Origin of the sequence: Salinilacustrithrix flava (assembly GCF_041228405.1) — a bacterium.
GTDB classification, from domain to species: Bacteria; Actinomycetota; Acidimicrobiia; order Acidimicrobiales; family Salinilacustritrichaceae; genus Salinilacustrithrix; species Salinilacustrithrix flava.
The window spans coordinates 3,962,921-3,989,336 of record NZ_CP133888.1 but is presented as its reverse complement, the minus strand read 5'-3'; the positions used below and the strand labels follow the sequence as shown (position 1 = coordinate 3,989,336).

The following is a 26,416-nucleotide window of genomic DNA, read 5'->3' as shown; positions in this document are numbered from 1 at the left end:
TTCCTGTCAGACCCCGTCCGTAGGTTCACCCCACAGACGCACTCGCTGCCCCGGCAGCCCCACCTCCGGCCACACGAGCGGGTCGGACCCTCGAAAGGACGAACAGCAATGGAGCGAGACAAGGCACTCGAGATGGCTCTCGGGAACATCGAGAAGCAGTTCGGCAAGGGCGCCGTCATGAAGATGGGGGAGAAGGGCTCGATGAACATCGAGTCGATCCCCACCGGCGCCCTGGCGCTCGACCTCGCCCTCGGCATCGGCGGCCTCCCCCGGGGCCGGGTCACCGAGATCTACGGCCCGGAGTCCTCGGGCAAGTCCACCCTCGCCATGCACGTCGTGGCCGAGGCCCAGCGCAACGGCGGCATCTGCGCCTACATCGACGCCGAGCACGCGATGGACCCGGTCTACGCCCGGGCCATCGGGGTCGACGTCGACGAGCTGCTCATCTCCCAGCCCGACACGGGCGAGCAGGCCCTCGAGATCTGCGACATGCTCGTGCGCTCGGCCGCCATCGACGTGATCGTGGTCGACTCCGTCGCCGCCCTCACCCCCCGGGCCGAGATCGAGGGCGAGATGGGCGACACCCACGTCGGCCTCCAGGCCCGGCTCATGTCCCAGGCGCTGCGCAAGCTCACCGGCAACCTGAGCAAGTCCCAGACCATCTGCATCTTCATCAACCAGCTGCGCGAGAAGATCGGCGTGATGTTCGGCTCGCCCGAGACCACCCCCGGTGGCCGGGCGCTGAAGTTCTACAGCTCGGTCCGCCTCGACATCCGCCGCATCGAGTCCCTCAAGGACGGCGCCGAGGTCGTGGGCAACCGCACCCGGGTGAAGGTGGTCAAGAACAAGTGCTCCCCGCCGTTCCGCCAGGCCGAGTTCGACATCATGTACGGCAAGGGCATCAGCCGCGAGGGCTCGCTGCTCGACATCGGCGTCGACCTCGGCCTCGTGAAGAAGTCCGGTGCTTGGTACACCTACGAGGGCGAGCAGCTCGGCCAGGGCCGGGAGAACGCCAAGACCTTCCTCGGTGAGAACCCCGAGATCATGGTCGAGGTCTCCGAGCGGATCCGCCAGCAGGTCGGCATCGACCCGAGCGACGAGGCCGAGGCCGCGGTCGAGGACGACATCGACCTCGACGCCCCCATCTCCCTCGACGACTGATCCGGCTCCGTCGCTCCCGGCCGGGCTCGGGTCCGGCCGGGAGGAGAGTCCTCGGTGCGCGTCGAAGAAGGCGAACACTGGGGATCACGGCCTCTCGAAGGCGGCGGAATGGAACAGCTCAAGGTCTCGACGAGATCGAACCCGAACTCGGTGGCCGGTGCCATGGCGGGCGTGGTGCGCTCGCAGGGCGCGGTCGAGGTGCAGGTCGTCGGCGCCGGCGCCCTCAACCAGGCGATCAAGGCGGTCGCCATCGCCTGCGGCTACGTCGCCGCCAGCGGCATCGAGCTGGTCTGCATCCCCGAGTTCGCCGACATCACCATCGACGGCGAGAAGCGCACCGCCATCCGACTGCGCGTCGAGGACCGCATCCCGGTCCCCGACGGGGACCACGTGGTGGCCCTCGAGGATCCGGTCGCCGAGGCCGCCATCGCGCTCGACACCTGAGCCCGTCGCCTTCAGGCCCCGCAGGGCGGAGGCGTAGCCTCGCGGTCGCCATGACGTCACGCACCTACCGCGTCCGCACCTACGGGTGCCAGATGAACGAGCACGACTCCGAGCGCATCGCCGGACTGCTCGAGGCCGATGGCCTGCGCGCCGCCGCGGACGACGAGCAGCCCGATGTGATGGTGCTGAACACCTGCTGCATCCGGGAGAACGCCGACAACAAGCTCTACGGCAACCTCGGCCACCTCAAGTCGGTCAAGGACGCCAACCCCGGCATGGAGATCGTCGTCGCCGGCTGCCTGGCCCAGAAGGACCGGGACGCCATCCAGCAGCGAGCCCCCCACGTCGACGTCGTGGTCGGCACGCACAACGTGGGCCGCACCGTCGAGCTGCTGCGCACCGCCCGCGAGCAGGGGCCCATCACCGAGATCATCGAGGCGGTCGACGCCGACCACGCCGAGTTCCCGAGCGCCCTGCCCACCAAGCGGGAGCTGCCCTACGCCGCCTGGGTCACGATCCAGATCGGCTGCGACAACAGCTGCGCGTTCTGCATCGTCCCGTCGGTTCGGGGCCCCGAGCTCAGCCGCCACGTCGAGGACATCGTCGCCGAGGTCGAGCGCCTCGCCGCCGACGGGGTCAGCGAGGTCACCCTCCTCGGCCAGAACGTGAACTCCTACGGGCGGGACCTCACGCTCGCGGCTCGCAAGGCCGGCGACGACGTGCGCATCCGGCCACTGTTCGCCGACCTGCTCGCCGCCACCGCCGGCGTCGAGGGCATCCGACGGGTCCGCTACACAAGCCCCCACCCCAAGGACCTGCGCCCCGAGACCATCGCGGCGATGGCCACGCACGACGAGGTCTGCAACCACCTCCACCTGCCGCTGCAGTCCGGGTCCGATGCGGTGCTGGCCGCCATGCACCGGGGCTACACGGCCGAGCGATACCTCGAGCGCGTGCGCGCCGCCCGCGCCGCCATCGACGACCTGGCTCTCACCACCGACATCATCGTCGGCTTCCCCGGCGAGACCGACGCCGACTTCGAGGCCACGCTCGAGGTCGTGGCCGAGGCCGAGTACGACTCCGCCTACACGTTCATCTTCTCGCCCCGCCCGGGCACCGAGGCCGCCGAGCTCACGGATCGCTTCGTCGATCCCGCCGTGGTGGGCGAGCGCTACGAGCGCCTCCGTCGGGTCGTCGAGCGCTCCGGGCTGCGCAAGCACGAGGCCCGGATCGGCCGCACCGAGGAGGTGCTGGTCGAAGGCCCGAGCCGCAAGGACCCGAACGTGCTCACCGGGCGCACCGCCCAGAACAAGCTGATCCACTTCCCGTCGCCCGCCCCGATCCGCATCGGGTCCTACGCCACCGTCGAGGTCACGGGGGCGGCCGCCCACCACCTCCAGGGCGAGCTGCGCGACGTGGTGCACGTCGCCGCCCACAAGACCCGCATCCCGGTGGCGGCGATCTGAGCGCTCACGGCGCCCTCGTCGGGCCCACGGCGTCGGGCAAGTCCGCCATCGCCCACGCCATCGCCCGGGACGATCCCACGTGGGAGCTCGTCACGGTCGACTCGATGCAGGTGTACCGGGGCATGGACATCGGCACGGCCAAGCCGACGCGGGCTGAGCAGGCCGAGGTGCCCCACCACCTGCTCGACCTCGCCGATCCCTGGGACGACCACGACCTGGCCACCTTCCAGGCCGCGGCCCGAGACGCCCTCGCCGACATCGAGGCCCGAGGCAAGCGAGCCCTGCTCGTCGGCGGCACCGCCCTGTACCTGCGGGCGATCGTCGACGACCTCACCCTGCCGGGCCAGTTCCCCGACGTCCGCGCCGGGCTCGAGGCCGAGGCCGACGACGCCGGCGTCGAGGCGCTGCACGCTCGCCTCACCGACCTGGACCCCGATGCAGCGGCCCGCATGGAGCCCTCCAACCGCCGTCGCGTGGTGCGGGCCCTCGAGGTCACCCTCGGGAGCGGCCGACCGTTCTCCTCGTTCGGTCCCGGCCTCGACGCGCACCCGCCGACCCGGTTCACCATCGTCGGCCTGCGCTGGGACCGCGCCGAGCTCGACGAGCGCATCGCGGTCCGCTACCGGGCTCAGCTCGACGCCGGGTTCCTCGACGAGGTCCGCCGGCTCGGGAACGGCCCCCGTCCCGTGTCGCGCTCCGCGGCCCAGGCCCTCGGGTACAAGGAGCTGGCCGCCCACCTCGCCGGCGAGTGCAGCCTGGAGGACGCGATCGACCTGGCCGTCCGCCGCACCCGTCGCTTCGCCCGCCGCCAGGACCGCTGGTTCCGGCGCGACCCCCGGATCCGGTGGATCGACGTCACCGGCGACCCCCTCGACGCCGTGGACGATGTGCGACGCCTGCTCGACGCGCCCGCTTCGCTGGTCGGGAACGAACCAGATGTGGTCGATCCGTGACCAGCGAATGCTCCCGGAAGCCTTCGCTGGTCCTGAATCGACCAGATGTGGTCGATTCAGGACCGGAGAACGCGGATGGCCCGGCAGACTGAGCGGGACATGCGCCTGACCAAGCACCACGGCCTCGGCAACGACTTCCTCGTCCTGCTCGATGCCGACGGCACCCAGCCCATCGACGAGGACATCGCGGTGGCGGTCTGCGACCGGCACCGGGGCGTCGGCGCTGACGGGCTCATCCGGGTCACGCCGACCACGGGTGAGGACGGTGCCGCCCGCTTCACCATGGAGCTGCGCAACGAGGACGGCTCCCGCGCCGAGATGAGCGGCAACGGCATCTCCTGCCTGGGTCAGGCGGTGGTCCGTGCCGGGCTCGCGGCCGACGGCGTCGTCGAGGTCGACACCGATGCCGGCCCCCGCACCGTCACCGTGGTGGAGACCCAGGCCCCGCACCGGCACCGCATGCGGGTCGCCATGGGGGAGGCGCGCCTCGGCGACGAGCTCCCCGAGTGGGTGGACGAGCGCATCCTGCGCGCCATCCACGTCGACATGGGCAACCCCCACGTCGTGCTCCACGTCGGCGACGCCGCCGACATGCCCGACCTGGTCGAGCTCGGCGAGCGGATCAACGGCGCCACACCCGGGGGCACCAACGTCGAGCTCGTGGTGCCCGGAGATCCGGGCGAGGTGCGGATGCTGGTCTACGAGCGCGGGGTCGGGCCGACCCAGGCCTGCGGCACCGGCGCCGTCGCCGCCGCGGCCGCCGCTCACACCTGGGAGCTGGCGCCCGCCACCGTGACCGTGCACCAGCCGGGCGGCCCGGCCGTGGTGGAGCTCGACGACGTCGCCCACCTCACCGTCCCGGTGGTGGCAATCGCTGCCGTGGAGTGGCCGCTGTGATGGGAGGATGGTCGCCTTGACCGACGCCCTCACCGACACACTCATCGACCGGTCGATCCGGGAGAAGATCGTCCTGGTGGGCGTGACGCTCCCGCCCGACCACCCTGACGAGACCGAGCGGGGCCTCGACGAGCTCAGCGCCCTCATCGAGACCGCCGGTGCCGACGAGGTCGGTCGCGTGGTGCAGCGACGCCAGCACCCCGACCCGCCCACGTTCATCGGCAAGGGCAAGGCCGAGGAGCTGCTCGAGGTCGCCCTCGCCACCGACTGCGACACCGTCGTGTTCGACAACGAGCTCAGCCCGGCCCAGCAGTTCAACCTCGAGAAGCTGCTCGGTCGCACGGCCATCGACCGCACCGCGGTGATCCTCGACATCTTCGCCCAGAACGCGGCGAGCCTCGAGGGCAAGACCCAGGTCGAGCTGGCGCTGCTGCGCTACCGCTTGCCCCGCCTGCGGCGGACCGGCAAGGCGTTCTCCCAGCAGGCCGGTGGCATGTCCGCCGCCGGCGGCGCCCGCATCGGCTCCCGCGGCCCGGGTGAGACCCAGCTCGAGACCGACCGCCGTCGGCTCGTGCGGCGCATCCACCGGCTCGAGGCCGAGCTGAAGGACATCCAGCAGCACCGCGACACCCAGCGCAAGCGTCGCAAGGAGGCCCGCACCCAGCGCGTGGCCATCGTCGGCTACACCAACGCCGGCAAGTCCACGCTGCTCAACCGCCTCACCGATGCCGGCGTGCTCGTCGAGGACCGCCTCTTCGCCACCCTCGACGCCACCACCCGTCGCCTCGACCTGCCCGGCGGCGAGTCCGTGCTGGCCACCGACACCGTCGGCTTCGTGCGCAAGCTGCCCCACCAGCTGGTCGAGGCGTTCAAGTCCACGCTCCAGGTCGCGGCCGATGCCCACCTGCTCGTCCACGTCGTGGACGCAACCGCCCCCGACGTCGCCGGCAACATCGAGGCCGTGCACACGGTGCTGCGCGAGATCGAGGCCGGCGGCGTGCCGCAGCTGCTGGCGTTCAACAAGGCCGACCTCGACCCCGAGACGGCGGCCACGCTCGTCAAGCGATACCCGGGCTCGGTGGCCTTCTCGGCCGCTACCGGCGAGGGCGTCGACGAGCTGCTCGCCACGCTCAGCACGCACCTCCGGGCGATGCAGCCGGTGGTGGAGCTGTCCATCCCCTACGAGCGCGCCGATGCCCTGGCCGCCGTCCACCGGGAGGGCGAGGTCCTGGTCGAGACCCACGGCGACACCGGCACGGTCGTGCAGGCCCGCCTCGACGACGGCTCCCGCGCCCAGTTCCGCGAGTTCGAGGTGGACGACGAGGGCGGGTCGTGAACGCACCGGCGCCCTTCGTCCCCCCGCCCTACCCCTACGACCGACTCGACCCGCTGCGGGCCGTGGCAGCCGAGCACGACGGCGGTGCCGTCGACCTCAGCATCGGCACCCCGTTCGATCCACCCCCGGCCGCGGTCACCGAAGCGCTCGGTTCCGCCGATGCCCGCGGCTACCCGGCATCCAACGGCCTGCCCGCCTACCGCGAGGCCGCCGCCGGCTGGCTGCGGAGCTTCCTCGACGTCGAGATCTCCGCCGACCAGGTCGCGGCCTGCATCGGCACCAAGGAGCTCGTCGCCGGCATGCCCCAGTGGCTCCGGCTGCGGACCCCCGAGCGCGACACCGTGCTCTACCCCGAGATCAGCTACCCGACGTATGAGATGGGGGCCACCCTCGCCGGCTGCCGGGCCGTCCCGGTGCCCGTCCGAGCGGACTGGACCATCGACCTGGGTGCGATCGACGAGGACGACGCGGCCCGGGCGCTGTGCCTGTGGGTGAACACGCCGGGCAACCCGGCCGGTGGCCTCGACGACCTCGGCGCCGCCGCCGAGTGGGGTCGGGCCCGTGGGATCCCGGTGCTGTCCGACGAGTGCTACGTCGCCTTCACCTGGGACGGTCCGCCCCGGACGATCCTCCACCACGGCCCCGAGGGCGTCCTCGCCGTCCACTCGCTGTCCAAGCGGTCGAACCTGGCCGGCGGTCGGGCCGGGTTCTACGCCGGTGACGCCGACCTCGTCGCCTACCTCCGCGAGGTCCGCAAGCACGCCGGCTTCATGGTCCCCTCGCCGGTGCAGGCCGCAGCCGTCGCCGCCCTCGGCGACGAGGACCACGTCGACGTCCAGCGCGACCGCTACCACCGCCGCCTGCTGGCGCTGCAGTCCGCCCTGGCCGACATCGGCATCGACGCGCCGATGCCGGGCGGCGGCTTCTACCTGTGGGTGCCGGCCCCGGACGGCGATGCGTGGGGCCTCACCGAGCGCCTCGCCCGCGAGGGCGGTGCCATCGTCAGCCCCGGCGAGTTCTACGGCCCGGCCGGCGCCGGCCACGTCCGGGTCGCCGCCGTGCAGCCCGATGAGCGCATCGCGCTCGTGGTCGACCGCCTCGCCGCCGCCGTCGCCTCCTGAAACTGGCAGTGCTGAGGTTGCGCTTCGGGGCCGTCGCGGACCCGTCGCTAGCCTCCGGCCCATGCCGACCTCGCTGCCCGAACAGATCACCGAGCTCTGGGAGCGCCGGGACGAGCTCTCGCCGGCGGACACCGACGCCTTCGAGGTGGTCCGCCAGGCGATCGACCAGCTCGACCGCGGCGAGGTCCGGGTCGCAGATGTCACCGGCGACGGCGTGGCCGACGACGAGGTCACGGTCAACGAGTGGGCGAAGCTCGCGATCCTGCTGCTGTTCCGCCTCACATCGATGGAGACCATGGAGCTCGGCCCGTTCGAGTACGCCGACAAGATCCCGCTGAAGCAGGGCTACGAGGCGGCCGGCGTGCGGGTCGTGCCCGGCGCCTCGGCACGCTGGGGCAGCCACCTGTCTCGCGGCGTCGTGATGATGCCGTCCTACGTCAACATCGGCGCCTGGGTCGGCGAGAACTCGATGGTCGACACGTGGGCCACCGTCGGCTCCTGCGCCCAGATCGGCGCCAACGTGCACCTGTCCGGCGGCGTCGGCATCGGTGGGGTCCTCGAGCCGGCCAACGCGTCCCCGGTGATCATCGGCGACGAGTGCATGATCGGCAGCCGCTGCATCGTGGCCGAGGGCGCACGGGTCGGGGCCGGCACCATCCTGGGCGCCGGCTGCGTGCTCACCGCCTCGATCCCGGTCATCGACGCCGAGACCGGCAACGAGATCAGCCGTGGCCGGGTCCCGGCCTGGAGCGTGGCGGTCTCGGCCACCCGACCCCGGGCCTTCGCCGGCGGCGAGTTCGGCCTGCCGTGCGTGCTCGTCATCAAGCGCCTCGACCCGGGCGAGCGCCACGACAAGTCCAAGCTCAACAGCATCCTGCGCGACCACGGCGCAACCGTCTAGCGGTGACGGACCTCCTCGAGGCCACGGCCGAGCTGGTCGACATCGCCTCACCGAGCCTGGCCGAGGGCCCCTTCGCCGATCTCGTCGAGGGCTGGCTCCGCGAGGTCCCGTGGCTCACGGTCGACCGCCACGGCGACAACGTCGTCGCCCGCACCGAGCTCGGTCGCGAGCAGCGCCTCGTGCTGGCCGGCCACCTCGACACGGTTCCGGCCAACGACAACGACGTGGCCCGCATCGAAGGGGACACGCTCTGGGGACTCGGCTCGGCCGACATGAAGGGCGGCCTCGCCGTCTTCCTCGAGCTGGCTCGCACAGTCGACGCACCGTCGTGCGACGTGACCTACGTCTTCTACGCCGCGGAGGAGATCGCCGCCGAGCACAGCGGCCTGCTCCAGCTGTTCCGGGAGCGGCCCGACCTGGTCGAGGCCGACGCCGCGATCCTCGGTGAGCCCACCGACGGCTGGATCGAGGCCGGCTGCCAGGGCACCGCTCGGGTCCGGCTCACCCTCACCGGGGAGCGAGCCCACACGGCCCGCCCGTGGAAGGGCCGCAACGCCATCCACCGGCTCGGCCCGATCCTGGAGGCCATCGCGGGCTACGAGGCCCGGGAGCCCACCATCGACGGCTGCACCTACCGGGAGGCCATCCAGGCGGTGTTCGTCGAGGGCGGCGTGGCCGGCAACGTCGTGCCCGACGCGGTCGTGCTCACGGTGAACCTGCGGATCGCACCGGACCGCACCGTGGACGAGGCCGTCGACGCGTTCCGGTCGATGGTCGCGCCCTGGGTCGAGGACGAGGACGGCTTCGAGGTCGTCGACCGCTCCGAGCCGGCCCCGCCGTCGCTCACCCACCCGCTGCTCGCCCCGCTCGTCGAGGCCGGCACGCCCGTGCGGGCCAAGCTGGGCTGGACCGACGTGGCCCGCTTCGCCGAGCACGGCATCCCGGCCATCAACCTCGGCCCGGGTGACTCCTCGGTGGCCCACATGCGCGACGAGCACGTCACCCGGGACTCCGTCGAGCGGGTGCACGCCGCCCTCCACGCCCTGCTCACCGCCCCCTGAACCGTTCTGGCCTACCTCGAACCCCGCCAGGAGGGAGATCGGTAGGCCAGAACGATCACGGGCGGGGCGGTCGACGGGCTCGGGTGAGGGCCACCGTCGAGGCGGCGCCGGTGCCGGCGACCAGGATCCCGGCGAGGAGCACGACGCCGACCGGCAGGTCCGCTCGGCCGCTCGTCCGGGGCGCGACGGCCTCCTCGGTCGGGGTGGGCTCGACCGGCGCCACCGGCTCGGAGGTGGGCGCCGCGGTCGTGACCGCCTCGACGCCGGCCAGCGCGGCGGCGAGGTCGATGCGCCCGGCGCCGAAGACCGGGTCGGGTCCCGGATCGCCGAGGTCCACGGCCGTGTCGAGCAGGCGCTGGACCGCCACCTCGGGGGACAGGCCGGCGCCGCGGAGCACGGCGAGCGCGCCGCTGACGTGGGGGGCGGCCATCGACGTCCCGGACAGGCAGGCGTAGCCGCCGACGGGATCGGCCAGGGTCCACCAGGTGGAGAGCACGCCACGGGGCTCACCTCGTTGCGAGCAGGACTCGGGGGTGTCGCTGCCGTCCCCGCCGGGCGCGGCCACCGCCCAGCGCGCTGCCCCGACTCCGTTGGAGTAGCCCGGGGCGACGTCCTCGTGATCGGTGGCCGACACGACCACCGCGGGGGCGTCGCCGAGGTCGGCGGTGAGGACGTAGTCGTTGCCGGCAGCCACCACCGGGATCGATCCCTTCGCCCAGGCGTATCGGACGGCATCGGCGAAGCCGGGGCCGAACACCGATGAGGTGGTGGAGCCGAGGGACAGGTTGATGACCGTCGCGCCCTGGTCGGCGGCCCAGCGCACCGCGGCGGAGACGTCCTCGGCCTCGCCCGTGGACTGGCAGGTGTCGCAGGCGCTGAACAGCACCTTGATCGGCATGATGCGGGCATCCGGGGCGGTGCCGGCGATGCCCAGCCCGTTCCCCGTGGTGGCTGCGGCGACCCCGGCCACGTGGGTGCCGTGGCCATCGTCGTCCTGGGGGCTGCCGGTGCAGCGGGCCGGGTCGCCGGCGGTGTCGCGGCAGGCCACGCCGGCGTCGAGCTTGTCGACGAGGTCCTCGTGCTCGAGGGCGACGCCGGAGTCGACGACGGCGATGGTGGTGCCCGCGCCGGTGCTGGTCGCCCACGCGTCCTCCGCGCCGATGCGGTCCAGGTTCCACTGCAGGCCGCTGTCGTTGGCGACGTCGCCGGAGTCGGCTGCCCCCGCCGGCGCGGCCAACCCAGCGAGGATGCAGGCCGCCACCAGCACGGGGCGTCGCAAGGCGTGGCGGGGCGACAGGCGCACCCCTGGATTCTCGCCGATGGGCCGCCCCGGAGGGGGCAGCGGTCCTACAGGGTCCGCAGGACCGTGACGACCTTGCCGTAGATGTGGACCTCGTCGGGGGAGAAGCGCATCGGCTCGAGCCGGGCGTTGGCCGGGTGCAGAACGATCTGGCCGCCGGCGACCTCGTAGCGCTTGACCGTGGCCTCGTCGCCCGGGATGCCGGCCACGACGACGTCGTTCTTCTGGGCGGTGTTCTGGGCCCGGCACACGACGAAGTCGCCGTCGAGGATGCCGTCCTCGATCATCGAGTCGCCCCGCACCTTGAGCATGAACAGATCGCCGTCGCCGGTGAGGTCGGCGGGCAGGGGCATCGTCTCGGTGATGTTCTCCTGGGCCAGCACGTCGGTGCCGGCGGCGACGTCGCCCACGAGGGGCACGTGGCGCACCGGGCGACGTTCGACCGCGGCGCCGGAGGTCGGGTCCCAGCGGACCTCGATGGCCCGGGGCTTGGTGGGGTCGCGCTGGAGGTAGCCGAGGCGCTGGAGGGTGGCGAGGTGGGCGTGGACCGAGGAGGGGGAGGTGAGCCCGACGGCGGTGCCGATCTCGCGGACGGACGGCGGGTAGCCCCGCTCGCGCTGGTGGTTCTCGATCTCCACGAGGATCTGACGTTGGCGCTCGGTGATGTCATCGGACATGGGCGGCCCTTTCGGTCGAACAGGTGTTTGCAACATACGACAGGGTCCGGCGGAAGGCAAACACCCGTTCGGCGGTTCCCGGGTCGGGGGCCGATCGCACTCCTGTTCGATCCTGCGGTTGACTCGAACGACCGTTCGTGGCAACGTGCGAACAGCTGTTCGCACGAACGGGCGTTCTGGGTAGGGGAGCACCTGCCGGAGCCGCCCGGAGAGTTCCTGTCAGACCCCCTGCGGAGACTGCACACCATGGTCGCCATCGCCTCCCTGCCCACCACCGTCACCACCCCCGGCCGGGCCCACCGTGCCCCGGCGCACCGGCCCGGCCCGGGGGACCGCCGCCCGGCGCTCAGGCTGGTGCCACCCGTCGGGTCGGATGCGACCACCTCGTCGCGCCGGTCCCTCGCCTCCGTGGTCGGTGCCGCCCTCCTCGCCCTCGCCGTTGTCCTCGCCGTCGGCTACCTCGCCACCACGCCGACGACGTCGCCGGCCGCCGGCCTGGACGGCACCCACGTGGTCGCCGAGGGGGACTCGATGTGGTCCGTCGCCGTCGCTCACGCCCCCGCCGGCGAGGCCGCCGCGTACGTCGAGCGCCTGGTCGACCTCAACGGCGGCGCCGCCGTCACCCCGGGCCAGGAGCTCCTGCTGCCGTCACGCTGATGCCCGGTAGGGTGCCGGCGATGCGGTGCCCCTCCTGCGGCGACCTCCGAGACCGGGTGGTCGACTCCCGCCAGACCGAGGACGGCCGCTCGATCCGACGTCGTCGCGAGTGCGAGACCTGCGGCGGCCGCTTCACCACCTTCGAGCGCGTCGAGACCGCGCTCGTCCAGGTCCGCAAGCGCGACGGTGAGGTCGAGGGCTTCGATGCGTCCAAGGTCGCGGCCGGGGTGAGCGCAGCCTGCAAGTCCCGGCCTGTCGATCCCGGCCAGATCGCGGTCCTCGTGGCCGACGTCGAAGATGCCCTCCGCTCCATGGGCAAGGAGGTGACCTCCGACGAGGTCGGCCTCGAGGTGCTGCTGCGCCTCCGGGCCCTCGACGAGGTCGCGGCCGTGCGCTTCGCCTCCGTGTACAAGGGCTTCGACACGATCTCGGACTTCGAGCGCGAGATCCGCCTCCTGCAGGAGCCGTCGTAGGCCAAGACGTCCTCGGCGCGGGGTCAGCGCCGGCGGACCCAGCGGCCGAGGAGGACGCCGTCCTCCTCGAGCAGGGACACCAGGTCGAGCGGATGTCCGGCGTCACCGACCTCCGGTGCGCCGTCGACGGCCCGGCGGCTGTCGCCACCGACCACGGTCGGGGCCAGGGTCAGGCACCACTCGTCGACCACGTCGGCCTCGACGAGTGCGGCGTTGAGCGACGGCCCGCCCTCGCACACGACGACGCCGACGCCGTCGCGGTGCAGGTCGGCGAGGGCCGGGGCCATCTCGACCTGCCCGTGCCCGTAGGCCCGGACCTCGGCCAGCTCCTCCAGCGCCGCTCGCCGGGTCGGGTCCGCGTCCTGGGTGGTGAGCACCAGCGGTCGCACCGGCCCGTCCGCGGCCTTCGCCAGATCGAGGTCGAGGCTCCCCGACACCACGACCAGCCGAGGTGGCTCGGGGGAGCGACCGGCGTCGGCCCGTGCGGCCGCGGCCGCCGCCGACAGCCGGACGGGCCCGTAGCCCTCGGTGCGCATCGTGCCCGCGGCGACGAGCACCACGTCGGCGATGGCGCGCACCGCCCGGAACACCGCGCGGTCCGGCTCGCCGCCGAGGGGGCCGGACCGGCCGCCGATCGCGGTGGCGCCGTCGAGGCTGGTGACCATGCTCATGGTCACCCACGGCCGTGCCGAGGGGGTCGGCCGCGCCGCGGCCAGGTAGGCGGCGACCGGGTCGACGTCGCCGGGCACGGGGAGCAGCTGGCGCATCCGCGAACCGTACCCACCGGCCGGGGATGCCACGATGGCGGCACCACCGGGGGACCCGAGGAGCCGTCATGACCACCACCGCACCGAACCCATCCGCCGTCGAGGCGGACGCGAACGACGGGGCCGTCACCGTGCAGCGGACCTGTCCGCTGTGCGAGGCCGGCTGCGGGCTCGACATCACGGTGCGCGACGGCCAGGCGGTCCGCATCCGCGGCGACCTCCTCGACGTGTTCAGCCACGGCTACCTGTGCCCGAAGGGCTCGACGCTCAAGCAGCTGCACGACGACCCCGACCGGCTCCGCCAGCCCCTCGTTCGGCGCGGCGACCGGCTCGAGCCGGCGACGTGGGCCGAGGCGTGGCAGGCCGTGGCCGACGGGCTGGGTCCGGTCATCGCCGAGCACGGTCGAGCGGCGGTCGGCGCCTACGTCGGCAACCCCAACGCCCACAACCTCGGTGCGCTCCTCTACAACCGGGCGTTCCTGCGCGCCCTCGGCTCGCCCAACGTGTTCTCGGCCTCCACCGTGGACCAGCGACCCAAGGAGATCTCCTCGGGCCTGATCTTCGGCAACGTGCTCACCAACCCGGTGCCCGACATCGACCGCACCGACCACCTGCTGATCCTCGGGGCCAACCCGTTCGCGTCCAACGGCAGCTTCGCCACCGCCCCCGACTGGCCCGGTCGCCTCCGGGCGATCATCGAGCGGGGCGGCCGGGTCGTCGTCGTCGACCCCCGGCGCACGAAGACCGCGGAGGAGGCCAGCGCCCACGTGCCGATCCGGCCCGGCGCCGACCCGTTCCTCCTCGCCGCCATGCTCCAGGAGCTCTTCGCCACCGACCGGGTCGACCTCGGCACGGTCGCCGAGCACGTGGCCCGCATCGACGAGCTGCAGGCGGCGGTGGCCCCGTTCACCCCCGAGGCTGTCGCCGGCCGCTGCGGCATCGCCGCCGACACCATCCGCCAGCTGGCCCACGAGCTGGCCGACGCGCCGAGCGCGGCGGTCTACGCCCGCATCGGCACGACCGTGTCGCCGTACGGCACGGTCACGTCCTGGCTGGTCGATGCCCTCAACACCTGCACCGGCAACCTCGACCGCCCCGGCGGGGCGATGTTCACCAAGGCCGCTGCGGGTGCGGCCAACACGCGGGGCCAGGGCCGGTACGGGCGGGGCATCCGCCTCGGGCGGCGCACGTCACGGGTCCGGGGGCTGCCCGAGACGTTCGGCGAGCTGCCGGTGGTGGCCCTGGCCGAGGAGATCGAGACCCCCGGTGACGGCCAGATCAAGGCGATGATCACCGTGGCCGGCAACCCGATCCTGTCGACGCCGGACTCGGTGCGCCTCGACGCCGCCTTCGCCTCGCTCGACTTCGTGGTCGCCATCGACATCTACCTGAACGAGACGACCCGCCACGCGGACGTGATCCTCCCGGCACCCTCGGCCCTGCAGAAGAGCCACTACGACGTGGCCCTGCTCCAGCTCGCCCTGCGCAACGTGGCCAACTACAGCCCGCCGGTGCTGCCCCTCGACGACGGTGCGCCCGACGAGTGGGAGATCCTCTGCACCCTGTCGCTGATCCTGCAGGGGGTGGATCCCGCCGACGCCGCCCCAGCCCTCGTCGACGACGCTGCCATCCGTTCGATGGTGGAGTCCGCAGTGGCCGACGAGCACGGCCTGGTGCACGGGTGCGACGTCGAGGAGCTGCTCGAGGCGCTCGCCCCCCGGGTGGGCCCCGAGCGCACCCTCGACCTCATGCTGCGGACCGGCCCCTACGGCGACGGCTTCGGCGCCCGGCCCGACGGCCTCAGCCTCGACGTGCTGCTCGCCCACCCCCACGGCGTCGACCTCGGGCCGCTGCAGCCGCGCATGCCCGAGGCGCTGCGCCAGCCCGACGGGATGATCGACCTCGCTCCCGAGGTGCTGGTCGCCGACGTCGCGGCACGCATGGTGCCCGCCCTCGACGCGGCCGACGACGGGCTGCTGCTCATCGGCCGGCGCCACCTGCGCTCGAACAACTCCTGGATGCACAACGTGGAGGTGCTGGTGAAGGGCAAGCCCCGCTGCACCCTCCAGGTCCACCCCGACGACGCCGCCGAGCGCGGTCTCGTCGACGGGGGACAGGCCGAGGTCCGGTCCCGCGTGGGTGCTGTCGTGGCCCCGGTCGAGGTCACCGACTCGGTCATGGCCGGGGTGGTCAGCCTCCCGCACGGGTGGGGCCACGACCTCGACGGCGCCCGCATGTCGGTGGCGGCCGAGCACGCCGGGGTGAACAGCAACGTCCTCGCCGACACCGAGGCGTTCGACCCGGTGTCGGGCACCGCGGTGCTGAACGGCATCCCGGTCGAGGTCGTGGCAGCCGAACCGGCGGAAGCCGACCTGGTTACCCACCGGTAGCGCACAGGCTGTCCACCGCCGTCCACAGCCTGTCCACACATCCACAGGCTCGAGGCCCCGCCTGTGGACGCAGCACCGGGATTCCACCCGCAATTCACAGAGTTGTTCCCCTTCCGTTCCACAGCGGGGTCTTCGTAGGTTGACCGGAGTGTCTGAGCGCTGCAGCACGGATGGCGGACGGTGGTTCTCACGTCGTGTCTGTGGTGGGCTGGACGAAACCTTGGGGGTGAACGCGAACGTGCACGAAATCACGAGTGCTAACGATCGCGAACGCCCCCTGACCTGCTGTTTCGTGCTGCGGCGCTCATTGACATCGCTGTAATTCCAGTGATGTAATGCCTCCTACATCTTGTGGTGGTCGCCGGGATCGGGGGCTGGAGACCACAAGACCTAGTGGTTGGGGGAGCTGTCAGCGGTCGCTGGACGTAGCGACCCTCGGCAACACGACCCAGGCTGAAGAACGAACTCGTACCCCTTGGAGGGCAACCCAATGGCCATCGCTCCCGAACGCACCGGCATCGGCATCCGCCGGTTCTTCACCCGCCCGGGTGCCCACCCCTACGACGACCTCGAGTGGGAACGTCGGGATGCGCGCCTCACCAACTACCAGGACGGGTCGATCGCGTTCGAGCAGCTCGGCGTGGAGTTCCCGAAGAGCTGGTCGCTCAACGCCACCAACATCGTCACCCAGAAGTACTTCCGGGGCACGCCCGGCACCCCCGAGCGCGAGAGCAGCCTCAAGCAGGTCGTCGACCGGGTGTGCGACACCATCACCGACTGGGGCATCGAGGGTGGCTACTTCGTCGACGACGACGAGGCCGAGGCGTTCCGCGCCGAGCTCAAGCACCTGATGGTCACCCAGAAGGCTGCGTTCAACAGCCCGGTCTGGTTCAACATCGGCGTGCCCGGGGTGCCCCAGCAGGCCAGCGCCTGCTTCATCCTCAAGGTCGACGACGAGATGGACTCGATCCTCAACTGGTACGTCGAGGAGGGCACGATCTTCAAGGGCGGCTCCGGTGCCGGCATCAACCTGTCCAAGATCCGCTCGTCCAAGGAGCTTCTGAAGGGCGGCGGCACCGCCTCGGGCCCGGTCAGCTTCATGCGGGGCGCCGATGCCTCGGCCGGCACCATCAAGTCGGGCGGCAAGACCCGCCGCGCCGCCAAGATGGTCATCCTCGACGTCCACCATCCCGACGTGGAGGAGTTCGTCTGGGTCAAGGCCCGTGAGGAGCGCAAGATCCGCGTCCTCCAGGAGGCCGGCTTCGACATGAGCCTGGACGGCGTCGACATGGCCTCGGTCCAGTACCAGAACGCCAACAACTCGGTGCGGGTCACCGACGAGTTCATGCAGGCCGTGGTCGACGATGCCGACTGGAACCTCACCGCCGTCACCTCCGGCGAGGTCGTCCGCACCGTGCGGGCACGCGAGCTGATGCGCCAGATCTCCCAGGCCGCCTGGGAGTGCGCCGATCCCGGCATGCAGTTCGACACCACGATCAACCGGTGGCACACCTGTGCCAACACCGACCGCATCAACGGGTCGAACCCCTGCTCGGAGTACATGCACATCGACAACTCGGCCTGCAACCTGGCGTCGATCAACCTGCTCAAGTTCCTGGACCTCGACGCGGGCGACCGCTTCGACATCGAGGCCTTCGCCCACACCGTCGACGTGGTGTTCACCGCCCAGGAGATCCTGGTCGGCCGGGCCGACTACCCGACGGAGGCCATCGGCGAGAACTCCCGCCGCTTCCGCCAGCTCGGCCTCGGCTACGCCAACCTCGGCGCCATGCTCATGGCCCAGGGCCTGCCCTACGACTCCGACGAGGGTCGGGCCACGGCCGCCGCAATCACCTCGCTGATGACCGGCCGGGCCTACGAGACCTCGGCCCGCACCGCCTCGCGGATGGGTCCCTTCGCCGGCTACGCCGAGAACGCGGAGCACATGCTGCGGGTCCTCGAGCAGCACCGCTCGGCGGCAGCCGACATCGACGAGACCCTCGTGCCCGAGCACCTCCTGTCCGCGGCCCAGCAGGCCTGGGACAACGCGTGCGAGCTCGCCGGCCAGTCCGGCGTGCGCAACTCGCAGGCCTCGGTGCTGGCCCCCACCGGCACCATCGGGCTGATGATGGACTGCGACACCACCGGCATCGAGCCCGACCTCGGCCTGGTGAAGATGAAGAAGCTGGTGGGCGGCGGCACCATGTCGATCGTCAACCAGACGATCCCTCGGGCGCTCACCAAGCTGGGCTACACCCAGCCCCAGATCGACGCCATCGTCGCCTACATCGACGAGAACAAGTCGCTCATCGGATGCCCCGACCTCGACCCCGACCACCTCCCGGTGTTCGCCTGCTCCATGGGCGACAACACGATCCACTACACGGGTCACGTGCGGATGATGGCCGCGGTCCAGCCGTTCATCTCCGGTGCCATCTCCAAGACGGTGAACATGCCGGAGGAGGCCACGATCGAAGACGTCGAGCAGCTGCACATCGACGCCTGGCAGCTCGGGGTGAAGGCCATCGCCATCTACCGCGACAACTGCAAGGTCGGCCAGCCCCTCTCCACGGTGAAGAAGGAGGTGGCGGTCGAGACGGTCACCGAGGTGATCGAGAAGGTCGTCGAGAAGGTCGTCACCAAGCCGCACCGCACGAAGCTGCCCCGGAGCCGGTCCAGCAAGACCTTCGACTTCCGGGTCGCCGACTGCAAGGGCTTCGTCACCGTCGGCGAGTACGAGGACGGCCGTCCGGGCGAGATCTTCATGAAGGTCTCCAAGCAGGGCTCCACCCTCGCCGGCATCATGGACGCCTTCGCCATCTCGGTGAGCCACGGCCTGCAGTGGGGCGTCCCGGTCCGGTCCTTCGTCGAGGCCTTCACCAACATGCGCTTCGAGCCGGCCGGCATGACCGACGACCCCGACATCCGGTTCGCCTCGAGCCTGATCGACTACATCTTCCGTCGCCTGGCGGTGGACTACCTGTCCTACGAGGAGCGTGCCGAGCTCGGCATCCTCACCGTGGGGGAGCGCACCCAGCCCACGCTGCCGGGTGTGGAGGAGTCGGTCACCGAGACGGTGCAGGGCCACGACGTCGCACCCGACCCGGTGTCGATCCCGTCGGCGTCCACGCTGCTCGACGAGCCGCCGGCCCCGGCCGAGCCGCCGGCCACCGCCCGGATCGATGCGCCCATGTGCATGACCTGCGGTGTCCAGATGAACCGCGCCGGCTCCTGCCATGCCTGCCCGAGCTGCGGCTCGACCAGCGGCTGCAGCTGACCTGATGAGCTGAACCAGCGGGGGCGGGCGAGCCCACCGCACAGGACACGGCCCCGGGGACTTGCTCTCCGGGGCCGTGACGCGTCCGGGTGGGCACTCGGATGGGGCGGTCCTCGGTGCGAGCAGCCGAGGACCGGCGTTCACGGCGCCGGCGAGTTGCGCGATCCCCCACCGGAACTGGCAGCGACTGCGGAACACCGCCACGACCGGCGGGAGGGCGGGCTTCGTAGAGTGCGGGCCGTGGACGGCCTCACCTCCGACATGGTCCTCGTGCTGGCCATCCTGGCCGGCACCGTCATCCTGTTCGTCACCGAGGTCGTCCGCATCGACGTGGCCGCCATCGGGGTGATGGTGCTGATCGGCCTGACCGATCTGGTCCCACCCGGCGAGGTCTTCGCCGGGTTCTCCTCGAACGCGGTCATCTCGATCATCGCGGTGATGATCCTGGGCGCCGGCCTCGATCGCGTGGGGGTGATGCGCTCGGTCGCCGCGTGGCTGCTCCGGGTCGGCGGTGAGACCGAGCGACGGGTGCTGGTGTCGGTGTCGGCCACGGTCGGGGTGATCAGCGCGTTCCTCCAGAACATCGGGGCCGCCGCGCTGTTCCTCCCGGTGGTCGAGCGGGTCGCCGAACGCACGGGCATCGCGGTGTCCCGGCTGCTCATGCCGATGGGGTTCGCGGCGATCCTGGGCGGCACGCTCACCCTCGTCGCGTCGGGTCCGTTGATCCTGCTCAACGACCTGCTCGCCTCCTCCGCCGACAGCATCGGCGAGGACATCACCCCCTACGGGCTGTTCGCGCCCACGCCCATCGGCCTGGCCATCCTCACCTCGGGCATCGCGCTCTTCGCGCTCGCCGGTCGCTGGCTGCTACCCGCCGTCCCCGCCGATCGCGGCTCGGGGGCCGCCCTGCCCGACGTCGAGTCGATCTACGGCCTCGACCGGGACGTGCGCCCGGCCCGGGTGCCCGCGGGCAGCACGCTGCTCGACGACACCGTGGGAACCATCGAGGCCGGCTCGGGCCAGGTCCGCATCGTGGCGGTCAGCGACCACGAGGGGGTCGCGCTGGGCCCTTCCCGCGACGAGCGCCTCGTCGCCGACACGACGGTCGGCCTCGTCGGCCCCGACCCGGCCGTCGAGCGCTTCGTCGAGGAGCACGGGCTGCAGCCCATCGACGACAACCCGTTCGCCGTGTTGCACGACGACTCGTGGGCCGGTCTCGCCGAGGTGGTCGTGCGCCCCGGCTCCGAGGCCGTCGGCCGGCGGGTCGAGGACCTGCGGCTGCGCCACCACCACGGCGTCGTGCTGCTGGCGCTGCACCACCGGGGCGAGGTGATCACCGAGGGCCTGCGGAACCAGCAGCTGGCCGCCGGCGACGTGATGATCGTGTTCGCCCCCTGGGAGCGGCTGGCCAGCCTCGACGAGGGCACGTCCTTCGTCGTGCTGACCGAGCACCCCCTCGAGCAGCCCCGCACCGCCAAGCGCTGGTGGGCGCTGGGCGCGCTGGCCACCGCGCTCGGGCTCGTGATCGTCGGCGACCTCCAGCTGTCGCTCGCCCTCATGACCGGCGCAGTCGCCGTGCTCGTCTCGGGCGTGCTCACCCCCGACGAGGCCTACCGGGCCGTGTCGTGGAAGACCGTGTTCCTGCTCGCCGCGCTCATCCCGCTCGGCCAGGCCGTGGAGACCACCGGCACCGCGGCCTGGATCGCCGACAAGGTGATCGGCGCAGCCGGCGACCTGCCGGCGTGGGGCGTGCAGCTCACCATCGCCCTGCTCGCCACGGTGTTCACGCTCGTCGTGTCCAACGTCGGCGCAACGGTGCTTCTCGTCCCACTGGCCGCCAACGTCGCCGTCGGCGTCGGTGCAGACCCAGCGCAGTTCGGGCTCATCGTCGCGCTCGCCGCCTCCAACGCCTTCCTGCTGCCCACCCACCAGGTGAACGCCCTGCTGATGGGGCCCGGTGGCTACCGGGTGCCCGACTATCTGCGGGCCGGCGCAGCCATGAGCGTGTTGTTCCTGATGGTGCTGATCCCCGCCGTCAACCTCTTCGCCTGACCCCGGCGGCGGTCAGCCCACGACCCTCAGCGCCGGCGTGCCCGGCCAGGGCTGGCGCGGCGTATCGAACCCGGCAATCGCGTGTGGAGGAACAGTCACTCCGGCAGACCAACCTGGTCGTGACGGGCCGTGAGACGCGGTCATCGACAGTGCCTTCGTCGTGGTGCAGACCGAGGAGTCCAAGGGCCTCGGTCGGGCGCTCTACCTCGCAGACCAGGAGACAGGGCTGCCGGATCTGACGCAGCCCTGCACAGCGGAGCAGGACGAAGCGAAGCTCTGTGTCCCCTTCGACGATGGGAAGAACCAGTGGTACCACTCGTTCAGCATGTCGCTGACCGATCCGATGGTGGCCCACGAGCAGGACGGTCTGCTGGCCAACCTGGCCTTCCACGGCAACCTGCTGAACCAGCCCGAGGTGGACTGGACCACCGGTGACTTCTTCCCGGTCATGAACACCGCGGACATGTTCGGTTGGACCGATGCCACGTACGGCTACGACCTCTTCGCCACCCTGGAAGCAGGGGCAGATGAACCAGGGCGGACCGGCCGACGTCATGTCGCGGCGGATCGTCATCCCGAAGGGCTGGAACGTCCGGAGCGGCGGCCCCAACGGCGGCAACCCGTACGCCTTCCGGAACATGGAGTGCGACAACAAGGCGTACGCCGACGGGTCGAACCCGTACTACCCCGAGGGCGTGTGCGTGGACTCGGCGATCAAACTGTCGGCGACGGTTCCGGACAGCGGGATCGACTCCGCCACGGACACCGCCGCCACGCTGCCGACGCTCACCTTCGGCGGGACTCCGTTCGCCGTCAGCGACACGAACCCGATCCTGCAGGGTCTGGTCCAGGGCGAGGGCGACACCACCAAGGTGCTGACCTGGCACCAGTGCCCGGCGGAGTTCACGAACGTCAGTGGTGTCGAGCAGGTGACGTGCGCCGACGACACCCGGACCGAAGGTGACAGCACGCTCGCCGACCAGTCGTGGTACAACCCGTACGAGGTGGCGAAGGGCCACCGCGGGTTCCTCGACGGCGACTTCGTGAGGATGCTCTACGCGTGGTCGCCGAACTGGCGGCTCAACACGGTCGGGCACGACCGCTACGAGCTGTACATCCGGCAATCGTTCACCGGCGGTGCCGACTGGACGACCCTGCCCAGCAAGTTCACCGACACGACCGGCGACAAGTACGCCGGCGACGGGACGGTCACCTGCGAGACGTTCCGCAGCTCCGAGACCGGGTCGGGAGAGGTCGTGGAGCCCCGGGCCTGCAACGAGTACGCCGCCGGCGCACCCGAGCAGGCACGGAACGTCACCCAGCACAAGTCGATGCGGATCACCACCCTCGACCCGAGGTACTCGATGACCGGCGGCCCCTACGGCGTCAGCATCACCGCGGACACCCTCGGCTTCGGCATCCCGAACTACACCTCGGGTGACGGAGACAGCGAGGACCTCCGTGACCCGTCGAGGTTCTTCATCGTCTACGAGACCGGCGACAACACGACGGCCCAGTACGGCGAGCCCGATCCGTTGGACCTCTTCTACAGCCGAGGTGAGAGCTTCGGTGACGACTACGAGGTCTGGGCGGAGACGGAGGACGGCGACGTCAGCCTCTGCTACCCGAACGACCCGAAGGACCAAGACATCCCGGAGGAGCTGATCGGGTCGGGCTTCTGCAACGAGTTCGACCAGCTGGACCGGGGCACGCCGGGCCTGGAGGCCAGCGAGGCCAGCCTCGCTGCCAACCCGGGCGGTGAGTTCCTCTACGCAGCCTGGGCCGAGCTCGAGCACGAGGACGATGAGGTGATCGCATCCGATGCCCAGGCCCGCCGGGTCTGGTGGATCGACGGCTGGGTCTCCAGCACCTACGGCTGGGACTTCGGCCAGGGCTCGGGATCGACCGAGTGAACCACCGGCGACGGGGGTAGCTCCCCGAAGCGCCCAGCGGGGGCCGACCGAGAGGTCGGCCCCCGCTCCGCGTCGCGCTAGGGCTGGTCCGGCCGCGTCTGGTCCTTCTCCTGGCCCTGGTTCCGGTCGAGGTCGCCGGCCTCGGTGCCCGGCGCCTGTTCGCTCCCCTGCGTGGTGGGGCTGTCGTCGCTCGGCGCGTCGTCGTTGGAGCTGCAGCCGGCCAGCAGCAGCACCGCAGCGACCGCGGCCCCGGCGATGCGGCGCCGTCCCGTCGTCATCGAGTCCTGCGCAGGCACCATTGGTCGGACCTCGTGTCGTCGTCTCCCAGGCTCAGTGGCCGTCGACGAAGCCGTCGGCCTGGAGGTCTTCCTCGACGACGCGCACGCCGTAGCGGTACGTGAGCTTGCCCCCAAGCCATCCCGACAGTCCGAGCACGGCGAGCGCGACGGCCGAGAGCACGATGAGCCCGGCCGACACCTCCTCGTCGGTGTCTCCGTACCGGAGCACGAAGGACACGGCGAAGGCGGCGGTGACGGCCAGGTTGAGGACCATGTGCAGCTGTCCGGTCCGCCGCGCCGTGGTGCCCGCAGGGACGGAGAGGAGGTCGAGCATGCCGAAGGCCGCTGCCAGGACCGCCCCGACGAGGCCGATCCCGATGAGCCACTGCGCGCCGGTGGCGAAGATCTCGGGGTCGTCGGAGGTATTCGACACGACGTCGAAGACGAGGCTGGCCATCCAAGCGCCGATGGGGATGGTGACCAGCACCGGATGGAACGGGTGGCCGTGTGGGCCGGCGGCGACGGTGCGCGGCCGCTTTGCTCGCTGGTGTCCGGGATCGATGGCCACGGGTCCATCACCCCATGGCGGGCGCTGTCTGTCAATCGCCCGCGGCGATCAGCTGTCGGAGTCGGCCCCGCCCCCACCTCGCGTCTCCGGTCGTGCACTGCGCAGCCCGTCGCCGGTCAGAGCAGGCCGGATCCCAGCAGGCAGGTCCCGCACCCGAGGCAGTCGCCGGAGCCTTCGACGGTGCCGTCGACGCGCACGTGGCGAGGGCAGGGCTCCCCGTTCCAGGTCTGGTACCGCTTGGACGGGCTGGCCTGCTCCCTCGCTGGTCCACGCTCCTGTTCGTCGTTCGCCATGGTTCACCCCCACGTCTCCGACGAGCATCGATGCGCAGCGCGGCCGGTCGTAGGGTCATCGGTCCCGATTCGGCAGGGAGCGCAGTCAGACCGGCGGCGTGATCTCGGTACCGTCCGGGCGCCGGTACGTGTACGTCCCGTCGGGTCCGCGGACGGGCCGGTAACCCGTCTCCTTCAAGCGGTTGTGGTAGCCGCACGCCGTCTGGCTGTTGGCGATGTCCGACGGGCCGAGGGCGCGCCAGGTCTGGTCGTGATCGACCTGCATCCACTGCGGTGGGCTGTTGCAGTCGGCCCAGAAGCAGGTGGTGCCGCCCCGATCGCGGATTGCGGACTGGAGGAGGGCGGCGTCCCGGCTGCTGCCGGTGAAGCAGCGCCGGCGGCGGCCGAGGTCGATGACGTTGGATGCGGCATCGACCACGACGCGGCGGACGTGGCCGACCAGGATCGCGGCGACCGCATCGGCGGGGTGGATGGGGTGGCCGCTGGTGGAGCGGCAGATCCGGCCGGAGTTACGGGATGCGTCGTGGTCGGCGGGCGCTCCGGCGGCCCGTGCGAGCTCGGTCTCGAGCGTCTCCTGGTCGATGACGATGTTGACGAGGGGCTCGGGTGACTGGGCATCGGCGGGCGCGGCCGCCGCCCGCCGGAAGATGGCGAGCATCGCATCGGCCCGGCGCTGCGCGGGTGTGCGGGGGAACTGGTCGGGCGTCGCGCCGGGACCGTGCTCGGCGATGGCGGCGTCCCGATCGGCGAGCCACTCGGCGTGCTCGTACGCAGCGAGGACCTCGGCCATCGACGCGCCGTGGAGGTCCCCGAACTCGCCCCGCAGGTGCCAGCTGCCTGCGAGGTCGTTGCGGACCAGTGAGCCGTTGCGCCGGCGATGGGCGTGCTCCCGGGCCTGGTCGGCGCCGTCGGCATCGGCGAAGCGCTCCCAGTCGCGGACGAAGGAGACGAGGTCGTCGTGGCTGGCCTCGCAGGCCTGCTCGGCGAAGATGCGGTCGACGAGGTCGTCGAGGAAGCACTCGACCCGGGGGTTGGACGCCACGCGTGCGATGGCCCGCACGGATGCGGTGGGGATCCTGCCGGCGGCGTAGGCGGCGTCGACCTCGGGCAGCCGGCGCAGGGCACGGGCGGTCTGGATGCTGCCGTGCGCCTCGGCCCTGGGCACCCGGTTGATGTGGACGAGGGCGGCCTTGGCGGTCTTGTGGCCATCGACGCCGTGGGCGCCGGTGGCATCGATGTGCCCGGCGAGGGTGTCCCTGGCGTGGTCGAGCCGGCGGCTCACGACCTCGAGCGCTCCGGCGAGCTGGAGCAGCTCGCGGGCGGTGAGCCGGCTGAGGTCGACCGCGCGGAGGTCGGTGATCCCCTCGGCGAGGGAGCCAACGATCACCTCGATCTCGGACGACTCCATGGGACAAATGGTACGAAGGGGTGCTGACAGGAACTCCTGCGGATCTCCGCCCCCAGCCGCAGTTCGCCACCCGCCGGGCGCCTCCGCATCCGGGCGTACCCTCCGGCCATGTCCTTCGCCGATGACCTGCCCGAGCTCACCGGTCTGCGGGTGTCGCAGCGAGGTCCGCGGGTCGACGTCACCATCGACCACGGCGACATCAACCTGCTCGACGTCACGCTCCTCGTCTCGCTCCTCCGGCTGACCGAGGCGCTCGAGGCCGCGGACGACGTCACGGTGGTGGTCGTCGGCTCGGCGAACCCGGACTTCTTCATCGCCCACTTCGACGTGGCCGCCATCCTCGAGCTGCCCCGCGACGGGGGTGCGGAGGAGCGAAGCGAGCTCGGGCCGTTCCACGTGATGGTCGAGCGGTGGCGCACCATGCCGTGCGCGACCATCGCGTCGATCGCAGGCGCCGTCCGCGGTGGCGGGTGCGAGGTGGTGTCGTCGTTCGACATGCGCTACGCCGCCCTGGACCGGGCGGTGTTCGGTCAGCCGGAGGTGGCGCTGGGCATCCTGCCCGGCGGGAGCGGCACCCAGCGCCTGCCCCACCTCGTCGGTCGGGGCCGGGCGCTCGAGATGGTCCTCGGGTCCGGCGACATCGACGCCCGCACCGCGGAGGCGTGGGGTCTCGTGAACCGCGCCCTGGACGCCGACGCCCTCGACGCCTTCGTGGACGACCTGGCCGACCGCATCGCCGCGTCGCCGAGGGTGGCCGTGCGCGAGGCGAAGGCGTCCGTCCTCGCCGCGACGGCGGACCCGACCGCCGGTCTGCTGGAGGAGGCGCGCCGCTTCGATCGCACGCTCGCTGATCCGGAGTCGCATCGGCGAATGGAGCGGTTCCTCGACCTCGGCGGCCAGACCCCCGACGGCGAGCGTGACCTGCCGTCCATCGTGCGGCGGTTGGCCCCTTGACATCCGTGGACGAGGTCCCGGACCCTGCAAGGAGTCCATGACCGGGGAGGGGACGTGTCCACTCAACGC

Annotated in this window: 22 protein-coding genes and 1 pseudogene; 16 read left to right on the top strand and 7 right to left on the bottom strand. The window is 71.6% G+C overall.

What is annotated here, in order from left to right; translation table 11 throughout:
* The first annotated feature begins 108 nt into the window (after positions 1–108).
* The 9 genes and pseudogenes from recA (at position 109) to dapE (ending at position 9,340) form a co-directional block, all read left to right on the top strand.
* Complete coding sequence (gene recA, locus RGQ06_RS19520) at positions 109–1,161, top strand: recombinase RecA (protein WP_432428054.1); 1,053 nt, start codon at positions 109–111, stop codon at positions 1,159–1,161.
* Positions 1,162–1,269: 108 nt separating this feature from the next.
* Positions 1,270–1,527, top strand: a pseudogene (locus RGQ06_RS19515) (stage V sporulation protein S); the annotation flags it as partial.
* 128 nt (positions 1,528–1,655) lie between these two features.
* Positions 1,656–3,071 (top strand): tRNA (N6-isopentenyl adenosine(37)-C2)-methylthiotransferase MiaB, encoded by a 1,416-nt coding sequence (gene miaB, locus RGQ06_RS19510; RefSeq protein ID WP_432428053.1) that lies wholly within the window; start codon positions 1,656–1,658, stop codon positions 3,069–3,071.
* Positions 3,068–4,024: a tRNA (adenosine(37)-N6)-dimethylallyltransferase MiaA gene (gene miaA, locus RGQ06_RS19505; RefSeq protein WP_432428239.1), complete on the top strand. Its 957-nt coding sequence runs from the start codon at positions 3,068–3,070 to the stop codon at positions 4,022–4,024. The genes miaB and miaA overlap by 4 nt, the downstream gene beginning before the upstream one ends.
* A 99-nt stretch (positions 4,025–4,123) precedes the next feature.
* Positions 4,124–4,921, top strand: a complete 798-nt coding sequence (gene dapF, locus RGQ06_RS19500) for a diaminopimelate epimerase (protein ID WP_432428052.1) — start codon at positions 4,124–4,126, stop codon at positions 4,919–4,921.
* 7 nt (positions 4,922–4,928) lie between these two features.
* Positions 4,929–6,257, top strand: coding sequence for a GTPase HflX (hflX, locus tag RGQ06_RS19495; protein ID WP_432428051.1), 1,329 nt, complete (start codon positions 4,929–4,931; stop codon positions 6,255–6,257).
* The gene (locus RGQ06_RS19490) at positions 6,254–7,378 is read left to right on the top strand and encodes a pyridoxal phosphate-dependent aminotransferase (protein ID WP_432428050.1); all 1,125 of its coding nucleotides are present in this window, start codon (positions 6,254–6,256) and stop codon (positions 7,376–7,378) included. Before hflX ends, RGQ06_RS19490 begins: the two co-directional genes overlap by 4 nt.
* A 61-nt stretch (positions 7,379–7,439) precedes the next feature.
* Complete coding sequence (locus RGQ06_RS19485) at positions 7,440–8,279, top strand: 2,3,4,5-tetrahydropyridine-2,6-dicarboxylate N-succinyltransferase (protein ID WP_432428049.1); 840 nt, start codon at positions 7,440–7,442, stop codon at positions 8,277–8,279.
* 2 nt (positions 8,280–8,281) lie between these two features.
* A complete protein-coding gene (dapE, locus tag RGQ06_RS19480; RefSeq protein ID WP_432428048.1) occupies positions 8,282–9,340 on the top strand; it encodes a succinyl-diaminopimelate desuccinylase in 1,059 nt (352 codons plus the stop codon).
* Between the two features lie 55 nt (positions 9,341–9,395).
* Here dapE and RGQ06_RS19475 read toward each other — a convergent pair whose 3' ends face one another.
* Together RGQ06_RS19475 and lexA are read right to left on the bottom strand one after the other, a co-directional pair.
* Positions 9,396–10,643, bottom strand: a complete 1,248-nt coding sequence (locus RGQ06_RS19475; protein ID WP_432428047.1) for a S8 family serine peptidase — start codon at positions 10,641–10,643, stop codon at positions 9,396–9,398.
* 44 nt (positions 10,644–10,687) lie between these two features.
* Positions 10,688–11,317, bottom strand: coding sequence for a transcriptional repressor LexA (gene lexA, locus RGQ06_RS19470; RefSeq protein WP_432428046.1), 630 nt, complete (start codon positions 11,315–11,317; stop codon positions 10,688–10,690).
* A 246-nt stretch (positions 11,318–11,563) separates the two neighbouring features.
* Here lexA and RGQ06_RS19465 point away from each other — a divergent pair, with 246 nt between their 5' ends.
* Both RGQ06_RS19465 and nrdR read left to right on the top strand, forming a co-directional pair.
* Positions 11,564–11,974: a hypothetical protein gene (locus tag RGQ06_RS19465; protein WP_432428045.1), complete on the top strand. Its 411-nt coding sequence runs from the start codon at positions 11,564–11,566 to the stop codon at positions 11,972–11,974.
* Positions 11,975–11,994: 20 nt separating this feature from the next.
* Positions 11,995–12,447, top strand: a complete 453-nt coding sequence (nrdR, locus tag RGQ06_RS19460) for a transcriptional regulator NrdR (RefSeq protein ID WP_432428044.1) — start codon at positions 11,995–11,997, stop codon at positions 12,445–12,447.
* A 23-nt stretch (positions 12,448–12,470) separates the two neighbouring features.
* Here the strand turns inward: nrdR and RGQ06_RS19455 are convergent, their stop codons facing one another.
* On the bottom strand, positions 12,471–13,214 hold the full coding sequence (locus RGQ06_RS19455; RefSeq protein ID WP_432428043.1) for a dihydrofolate reductase family protein: 744 nt from the start codon (positions 13,212–13,214) through the stop codon (positions 12,471–12,473).
* 68 nt (positions 13,215–13,282) lie between these two features.
* Here RGQ06_RS19455 and RGQ06_RS19450 point away from each other — a divergent pair, with 68 nt between their 5' ends.
* The 4 genes from RGQ06_RS19450 to RGQ06_RS19435 all read left to right on the top strand — a co-directional run bounded on the left by RGQ06_RS19450 (position 13,283) and on the right by RGQ06_RS19435 (position 22,846).
* Complete coding sequence (locus RGQ06_RS19450; protein ID WP_432428042.1) at positions 13,283–15,604, top strand: molybdopterin oxidoreductase family protein; 2,322 nt, start codon at positions 13,283–13,285, stop codon at positions 15,602–15,604.
* Between the two features lie 490 nt (positions 15,605–16,094).
* Positions 16,095–18,881 (top strand): vitamin B12-dependent ribonucleotide reductase, encoded by a 2,787-nt coding sequence (locus tag RGQ06_RS19445; RefSeq protein ID WP_432428041.1) that lies wholly within the window; start codon positions 16,095–16,097, stop codon positions 18,879–18,881.
* A gap of 261 nt (positions 18,882–19,142) precedes the next feature.
* Positions 19,143–20,933, top strand: a complete 1,791-nt coding sequence (locus RGQ06_RS19440; protein WP_432428238.1) for an SLC13 family permease — start codon at positions 19,143–19,145, stop codon at positions 20,931–20,933.
* A gap of 479 nt (positions 20,934–21,412) precedes the next feature.
* Positions 21,413–22,846 (top strand): choice-of-anchor O protein, encoded by a 1,434-nt coding sequence (locus tag RGQ06_RS19435; protein ID WP_432428040.1) that lies wholly within the window; start codon positions 21,413–21,415, stop codon positions 22,844–22,846.
* A 77-nt stretch (positions 22,847–22,923) separates the two neighbouring features.
* Here the strand turns inward: RGQ06_RS19435 and RGQ06_RS19430 are convergent, their stop codons facing one another.
* The 4 genes from RGQ06_RS19430 to RGQ06_RS19415 all read right to left on the bottom strand — a co-directional run bounded on the left by RGQ06_RS19430 (position 22,924) and on the right by RGQ06_RS19415 (position 25,393).
* Positions 22,924–23,124 carry a hypothetical protein gene (locus RGQ06_RS19430; protein ID WP_432428039.1) on the bottom strand — a complete coding sequence of 67 codons (201 nt, stop codon included), beginning with the start codon at positions 23,122–23,124 and terminating at the stop codon, positions 22,924–22,926.
* Between the two features lie 52 nt (positions 23,125–23,176).
* Positions 23,177–23,692 carry a DUF2231 domain-containing protein gene (locus RGQ06_RS19425; protein WP_432428038.1) on the bottom strand — a complete coding sequence of 172 codons (516 nt, stop codon included), beginning with the start codon at positions 23,690–23,692 and terminating at the stop codon, positions 23,177–23,179.
* Between the two features lie 116 nt (positions 23,693–23,808).
* Complete coding sequence (locus RGQ06_RS19420) at positions 23,809–23,985, bottom strand: hypothetical protein (RefSeq protein WP_432428037.1); 177 nt, start codon at positions 23,983–23,985, stop codon at positions 23,809–23,811.
* 85 nt (positions 23,986–24,070) lie between these two features.
* Entirely contained in the window at positions 24,071–25,393 is a 1,323-nt protein-coding gene (locus RGQ06_RS19415) for a DUF222 domain-containing protein (RefSeq protein WP_432428036.1), read from the bottom strand.
* A gap of 108 nt (positions 25,394–25,501) precedes the next feature.
* Here RGQ06_RS19415 and RGQ06_RS19410 point away from each other — a divergent pair, with 108 nt between their 5' ends.
* Positions 25,502–26,347, top strand: a complete 846-nt coding sequence (locus RGQ06_RS19410; RefSeq protein WP_432428035.1) for an enoyl-CoA hydratase/isomerase family protein — start codon at positions 25,502–25,504, stop codon at positions 26,345–26,347.
* Positions 26,348–26,416: the final 69 nt, after the last annotated feature.